Source organism: Trichocoleus sp. Lan (assembly GCF_039961855.1).
Lineage (GTDB): Bacteria > Cyanobacteriota > Cyanobacteriia > Cyanobacteriales > FACHB-T130 > FACHB-T130.
Map to the genome: position 1 here is coordinate 83,006 of NZ_JAMPKA010000024.1, position 6,907 is coordinate 89,912.

Here is a 6,907-nt window from a genome sequence, read left to right on the forward strand (position 1 = left end):
TGGCAAATGCCTATGGACTAGCTTTTGATTTTTTCAGCTTTAGCGATCGCTTCTTCAATATTGCCGACCATGTAGAAAGCCTGCTCTGGCAATGAATCCAGCTCTCCAGACAGAATCTTCTTGAAACCGTTGATTGTTTCTTGCAGATTCACGTATTTCCCTGGAGATCCGGTGAAGACTTCTGCCACGAAGAACGGCTGAGACAAGAAACGCTCAATCTTACGCGCACGAGCCACCGTCAAGCGGTCATCTTCAGACAATTCATCCAGACCCAGAATGGCGATGATGTCTTGCAGCTCTTTGTAGCGCTGTAGCGTTGCCTGAACTTCACGAGCAATCGCGTAGTGTTCCTCACCAACAACACTGGGTTGCAACATGGTGGAAGTGGAATCTAGCGGGTCAACAGCGGGATAAATTCCCTTCGCTGCTAAGCCACGAGACAACACAGTGGTTCCGTCCAAGTGGGCAAAGGTGGTTGCTGGCGCGGGGTCGGTCAAGTCGTCGGCTGGTACGTAGACGGCCTGAATTGAGGTAATCGAACCTTCGGTGGTGGAGGTGATTCGCTCTTGCAGGTCGCCCATATCTGTTGCCAGAGTCGGCTGATATCCCACAGCAGAAGGCATCCGTCCCAGTAGCGCTGATACTTCCGAACCCGCTTGCACAAACCGGAAGATGTTGTCGATAAACAGCAGCACGTCTTGCTTACTGACATCGCGGAAATACTCAGCCATTGTCAGTGCGGCTAACCCAACGCGCATTCTCGCTCCGGGTGGCTCGTTCATCTGACCGTAGACTAGAGCGATTTTCGATTCGCTGAGGTTATCTTCTTTGATAACCCCAGATTCTTTCATTTCGTTGTAGAGGTCATTTCCCTCGCGGGTACGCTCTCCCACACCGCCGAACACAGACACACCACCGTGATTGATCGCGATGTTGTTGATCAGTTCCATCATAATGACGGTTTTACCAACACCAGCACCGCCGAATAAACCAATCTTGCCACCACGGCGATAAGGAGCCAGCAGGTCTAACACCTTGATTCCGGTTTCAAACACCGATGGCTTCGTTTCCAAGTCAGTGAACTTGGGAGCCGGACGGTGGATGGGGAAGGTTTCTTCAGTATTGACTGGCCCTTTATTGTCTACGGGTTCGCCAAGAACGTTGAAAATCCGACCCAGAGTGGCAGGGCCAACGGGTACGGTAATGGCAGCGCCGGTGTCTACTACTTCCATGCCGCGCACCAAACCATCGGTGGAACTCATGGAAACAGCACGCACTTGGTTGTCACCCAAAAGTTGCTGCACTTCGCAGGTTACGGACACGTCCTGTCCGGCTTCGTTTTTGCCTTCAACTTTTAAGGCATTGTAAATCTGCGGCATTTTGCCGCTGGGAAACTCCGCATCGATAACGGGACCGATGATTTGGGTAATACGCCCTACGTTTGTCTTGTCTGTGGTGGCTACCATGCTTGTGCCTATGTTGTGAATCTATCTGTATAGATACGGGAAAACAGTCTTAACATTTAGCAATGCCATTTTCCAGAGTACCACTGAAAGGATGCCGAATCTGTCTGGCGGCTTGAGTTGATCCCCATATAGGATGTGATAGCGAAGCGCTAACTTGTCAGTTCGCTCTTTTATGTCCTCAATCGAGAGAGAATACCGTCTCACCTTCGGGTTCCTACCAGCGCCGGAGATTGCCTTAATCGTTGAATCAGTAACGAGATGACGGGATCAAGAGCCAGTTAATAGCCATAAAAAAAGGGCTGTGCCTTCTGTAAAGACACAGCACTATTTACAATTATGCTTCGGATCAAAGATCCTACTTTTGCGCCTAATTCAAAATAGGCACTTAACCCAATATCTTTGCCATCCAAACCGGATTAAGCCTTCAGCGCTTTTTGCTTGTTACGGCGGCTGATCAAGGTCATACCACCAACACTCAGCAAGCCCAGCATTAAGCTGGGTTCAGGAACATCCTTCGGAGGCTGCACGACTCTCACAGACTTCCCTTTGATGAACACAGCGGAATCTAATGAAACATCACCGACATCCTGAATCTTGATGGTGAGAGTGTTCTTGGCGTTTTTGTTGAGCAAACCTTCAAAGGTCAAGGTTTTGGTGTAGCCATCTAACTCAGTGCCAGGACTCCCTGCGGGATTGTTAATGTAGTCGGCGTGATAAGGCCCAGCCGCATTGGGAACAAGGTTGTTGATCGTGACGATTTTTCCATCGGTCAACTTAGCTAGGTTGACGCCATTGAGCAACAGTTCGAAAGAGTCGTTGAACGAGGAACCACCGAACTCTACGAACTCTTCCGAGCCGAAGACATACTCGAAGAACAGCTTCTCTACTGAAGCGCCAGCATCAAAGCTAATATCGAGCTGAGCCAATGTTCCGGAACCTGAAGTAGCTGGAGAATCATTAGGACCCACTACATCGGTGACATTCCCGGTACTCAAGACGATGCCATCTTTCAAACCGAAGGGGTCGTCATTGAAAAGACCAAAAGCATCAGCATTGCCTGTAGCACTGACTGAAAAGTTACTCAATCCAGTCGTATCACCCAACAAGGCTTGCAGCAAAGCATTCGTATTGTTGTTTGGAGTTACTGTGAACGCCATTGCTGAATTCCCAAACATCGTCAGGGCAGCAGTAACACCAATGGCGGCTGAAGCAGAGATTTTACTAATAAGATTCATGGTTCGTCTCATACAAGATAGATGCTGGCAGTGAAAATGCCTAGGTGTTCGCAGCTTTTTTATAAACAGAAGCTGTAACTACTTAGAAAGTTTGTTCCTTAGGCTTACTTTTACTACAGGTACAAGTATGCGTATTTCGTAAAAGCTACTGATTAATTTTGATAATTCTTCAGCACTTATACAAATGTATATTCGGCTCAAAATGTCAATAAGTGAATTTTATAAAGTTGGAGAAAGACGAACTGTAGAAATTACTTAGGCTTTAATGTTGTTTTTGCTTACCAGCTATCAAGGCATGAAAGCCTTTTCAGGCAAGGTATCTGCTCATCAATATTTATCCGCAGCTTTACAGAAAACTTACAATTATAAAATAACTTACAAGGGAAAAATAGTTGCGGAATTTCCTATCCAATAAAGCTTTAATAGTAATTTGCTGCTGAAAAATAAATGAAGATTCTATGAAGCTCTAAGTTAACAGCTACGTAAATTTACTTAAGAAGTATTACGTAGAACAGGTTTTTATTAGCTGCAATCTGCCTGCAAGAGCTTGGCTTCATCGTCGGGCGATCGCTTGTAAGGCATTCTTAGGCAAGACGCACTACGATCGCGCTAGTGGATGAGCAAGACGCGATAGCGAAGCGCTGAAAGAGTCAGTTCGCACCTTTATGTGAGGCAAGTGAATTCAGAGCGATCGCTCTCTTGTATACTCAATCGAGAGAGAATGCCGTCTCACCTTTGGGTTTCTGCCAGCAGCGGAGATTGCCCTCATCGTTGAATCAGTAACGAGATCACAGCAGCAAGAGCAAGTTAGTAGCCATAAAAAAAATCGCTGTGCCTTCTGTAAAGACACAGCTTTGTCAAAATTATGCGTTCTGAGTCCAAGATCAGACTCTTGCGCCTAAGATAGGCAAACCACCTAAACTATCTTTGCCATCCTGCCGGATTAAGCTTTTAGTGCTTTTTGCTTGTTGCGACGGCTGATCAAGGTCATACCACCAACACTCAGCAAACCAAGCATCAAGCTGGGTTCAGGAACATCCTTCGGAGGCTCTACGACTCCCACAGACTTCCCTTTGATGAATACAGCCGAATCTAATTGACTATCAGTTACATCCTTAATCCTGATGCTGAGAGTGTTCTTGGCATTTTTGTTCAGCAAACCCTCGAAAGCCAAGGTTTTGGTGTAGCCATCTAACTCAGTGCCAGGACTCCCTTCTGGATTGTCAATGTAGTCGGCGTGATAAGGGCTGTTGAGATTGGGAACAAGGTTGTTAATCGTGACGGTTTTGCCATCGGTCAACTTAGCTAGGTTGACACCATTAAGCAACAGTTCAAAAGAGTCATTGTACCCGGTACCAGCGTACTCTAGGAACTCTTCCGAGCCGAAGACATACTCGAAGAACAGCTTATCTACGGTAGCGTCAGCGTCAAAGCTAATATCGAGCTGAGCCAAATCAAAGGAACCCTCCGTATCACCTGGTGTTCCGAAACTTGTACCATTACCTGGAGCATTATTAGGACCCACTACATTGGTGACATTCCCGGTACTCAAGATGATGCCATCTTTCAAACCGAAGGGGTCGTCACTGAAAAGACCAAAAGCAGTAGCATTGCCTGTGGCATTGACAGAAAAGTTACTCAATCCAGTCGTGTCGCCTAACAAGGCTTGCAGCAAAGCATTCGTATTGTTGTTTGGAGTTACTGTGAACGCCATTGCTGAATTCCCAAACATCGTCAGGGCAGCAGTAACACCAATAGCGGCTGAAGCAGAGATTTTAGCAAAAAGATTCATAGTCGGTCTCATACAAGATAGATGCTGGCAGTGAAAATGCCTAGGTGTTCGCAGCTTTTTTATAAACAGAAGCTGTAACTACTTAGAAAGTTCGTTTCTTAGGCTTACTTTGAATACAGGTAAAAGTATGCGTATTTCGGAAGGGCTAGCATTAATTTTGATAATTCTTCAGCCCTTATACAGGTGTATATTTAACTCAAAATGTCAATAAGTGAATCCTGTAAAGTTAGAAAAAAACGATTTGTAGAAATTACTTAGGTTTTAATGTTGTTTCTACTTATCAGTCATCAAGCCGTGAAATCCTTTCCAGGTATAGTGTTTACTCATCAAAGTTTATCCGTAGCTTTACAGAAAGTTTATAATAATAAAATAAGTTGTAAAGGAAGAATAGTTGCGGAATTTCTTATCCAATAAAGCTTTAATAGCAATTTGCTGCTGAAAAATAAATGAAGATTCTATAAAGCTCTAAGTTAAGGGCTACGTAAATTTACTTAAGAAGTATTACGTAGAACAGGTTTTTATTGGCTGCAATCTGCCTGCAAGAGCTTGGCTTCATCGTCGGGCGATCGCTTGTAAGGCATTCTTAGGCAGGACGTGATAGCGAAGCGCTGACTTGTCAGTTCGCACCTTTGCGTAAGGCAAGTGAATTCAGAGTGATCGCTCTCTTGTATACTCAACCGAGAGACAATGCCGTATTACCTTTGGGTTCCTGCCAGCAGCGGAGATCGCCCTCATCGTTGAATCAGTAATGAGATGACGGCATCAAGAGCAAGTGAGTAGCCATAAAAAAAGCTGTGCTTCCTAAAAGACACAGCTAGCTAGCAGTCAAAATTGGGTTTTGGGTTAAACGTCGTACTCTTATGCCTAAGATAGGCACTCAACCACCTAAACTATCTTTGCCATCCCAGGCGGATTAAGTTTTTAGTGCTTTTTGCTTGTTTCGACGATTGCCAGGAATTTGTCCGGAATACATTCGCTTTATCTTCGGGCGATCGCATTCCGGGCATTCTTAGGCAAGACACTGCATCCTCCTCATTCACCAGCGCGATAGCGAAGCGCTGAAAGAGTCAGTTCGCACCCAGGGAAACCCTCGGCTGAATAATTCCGCAAAAAAACTGCCATGCCTTCGACAAGGAAGGCATGGCAGTCACGCAGTTAATCTGGCGCGAGGCGGATTGGCTGTTATCTTAAGCTTTGCTTTGCTGTTTGCGCTTGCTCTGTGAACCTGCACCCAAAGCGCCCACTGCTAGCAAACCTAGCACTGAAGCGGGTTCGGGGACTGAAGCGGGTTCGGACGCTGATTTAGCCGCTTCCCCGAAAGTGAAGTTATCGAGACTTGCATCGGCATAGAAGCCAGTTTGGGTCAAGGAGTCGGTGTCGTTGCTGTCGATGACGCCATCGTTGTTGGTGTCTCTGAGACCGTCCTGGTTCCAGGAGAAGTGGTGGGGAACTCCCAGCAACTTGATTGAGCTGATTGCCGTATCAGATGTGAATCCAACAAAATTAATTGAGGGATTGAAATCAAATATCTGGTCATCGATACTCATCTTAAAGACAGAACCCCCAGAAAAGTTCTTGAAATCGAATGCGATCGCTGTCGTATCAGAGGGGAGAAGAATGTTGAGGAGGTTGCTATAGGAACCGGAGTAGGAATTGCCACCGTATGACTCTGAGTACGAGGAGCTAGAGCCACTGCTATATAGCACATCACCTGACCCTAAGCCATAGTAGTTGCCATAGTAGCTGGAACCCCCCATCCCAAGCTTGTAAGAATCTGTGAACTGGACACCTTTCTCCGTAATGGTGCTGTATCCGTAGTATGTCGATCCCCAGTAGTTGTTATCGTCTGTGTACAAATCTTCAAAGTCAATATTCAGGAGATTTTTTGATCCAGCATTGAAGGCGGCACGATCCGAGTAGAAGGTTAAAGCTTGGGCTGGAGCAACCGCGGCGATTGCTGCGAGGGCTGCGGTTGCTACTATGACCGCATGAGGAATAAATTTCTTAACCAGAGTAGAAATAGCCATTAAACTTTTGACTCCAAATAGGTGAATGTTGCGGTCTGAATACCCAGCCCGTGCGATCGCATGAAATCTGAAGGGTAATGCGATGAATACCCTAAAGTGCGATCGAGAAAGCTCTTATAGATCGGTAGAAATTCTTAGAATGCCCTGATTATGAATTCGTCTCGCCAACTGGCGATCGCTTTCAATTGAGTGGTAGATACTGATGGTAGTATCCCGAAGCGCGATCGCCCGAACCCTGCCTTCATCTAGAAATAGTCTGCCATACCTTTCCTAACGGTGCTTAAACGAAAAACAAGACTCTAAAAAGGTATAATACAGGCATGGCAACCATTTCACGTTATGGTGTGATAAATGAAAGAGACAACTCCCGCCGCCATGCCCCCTTGC

Annotated in this window: 5 protein-coding genes; all 5 read right to left on the bottom strand. The window is 45.9% G+C overall.

Features of this window, described 5'->3' with window-relative positions:
• Positions 1 to 17 precede the first annotated feature (17 nt).
• On the bottom strand, positions 18 to 1,466 hold the full coding sequence (gene atpD, locus NDA03_RS20470) for a F0F1 ATP synthase subunit beta (RefSeq protein ID WP_190411654.1): 1,449 nt from the start codon (positions 1,464 to 1,466) through the stop codon (positions 18 to 20).
• A 416-nt stretch (positions 1,467 to 1,882) separates the two neighbouring features.
• Positions 1,883 to 2,701 carry a choice-of-anchor L domain-containing protein gene (locus tag NDA03_RS20475; protein ID WP_190679265.1) on the bottom strand — a complete coding sequence of 273 codons (819 nt, stop codon included), beginning with the start codon at positions 2,699 to 2,701 and terminating at the stop codon, positions 1,883 to 1,885.
• A 943-nt stretch (positions 2,702 to 3,644) separates the two neighbouring features.
• Positions 3,645 to 4,493 (bottom strand): choice-of-anchor L domain-containing protein, encoded by an 849-nt coding sequence (locus NDA03_RS20480; protein ID WP_190411652.1) that lies wholly within the window; start codon positions 4,491 to 4,493, stop codon positions 3,645 to 3,647.
• Between the two features lie 890 nt (positions 4,494 to 5,383).
• Positions 5,384 to 5,515, bottom strand: coding sequence for a hypothetical protein (locus tag NDA03_RS20485; protein WP_348238982.1), 132 nt, complete (start codon positions 5,513 to 5,515; stop codon positions 5,384 to 5,386).
• A 165-nt stretch (positions 5,516 to 5,680) separates the two neighbouring features.
• Positions 5,681 to 6,520 carry a PEP-CTERM sorting domain-containing protein gene (locus tag NDA03_RS20490; RefSeq protein WP_348238983.1) on the bottom strand — a complete coding sequence of 280 codons (840 nt, stop codon included), beginning with the start codon at positions 6,518 to 6,520 and terminating at the stop codon, positions 5,681 to 5,683.
• Positions 6,521 to 6,907 lie beyond the last annotated feature (387 nt).

Bases quoted from the DNA above. Each gene is read 5' to 3' on its own strand.
- atpD (WP_190411654.1), bottom strand. From the start codon at position 1,466: ATGGTAGCCACCACAGACAAGACAAACGTAGGGCGTATTACCCAAATC.
- NDA03_RS20475 (WP_190679265.1), bottom strand. From the start codon at position 2,701: ATGAATCTTATTAGTAAAATCTCTGCTTCAGCCGCCATTGGTGTTACT.
- NDA03_RS20480 (WP_190411652.1), bottom strand. From the start codon at position 4,493: ATGAATCTTTTTGCTAAAATCTCTGCTTCAGCCGCTATTGGTGTTACT.
- NDA03_RS20490 (WP_348238983.1), bottom strand. From the start codon at position 6,520: ATGGCTATTTCTACTCTGGTTAAGAAATTTATTCCTCATGCGGTCATA.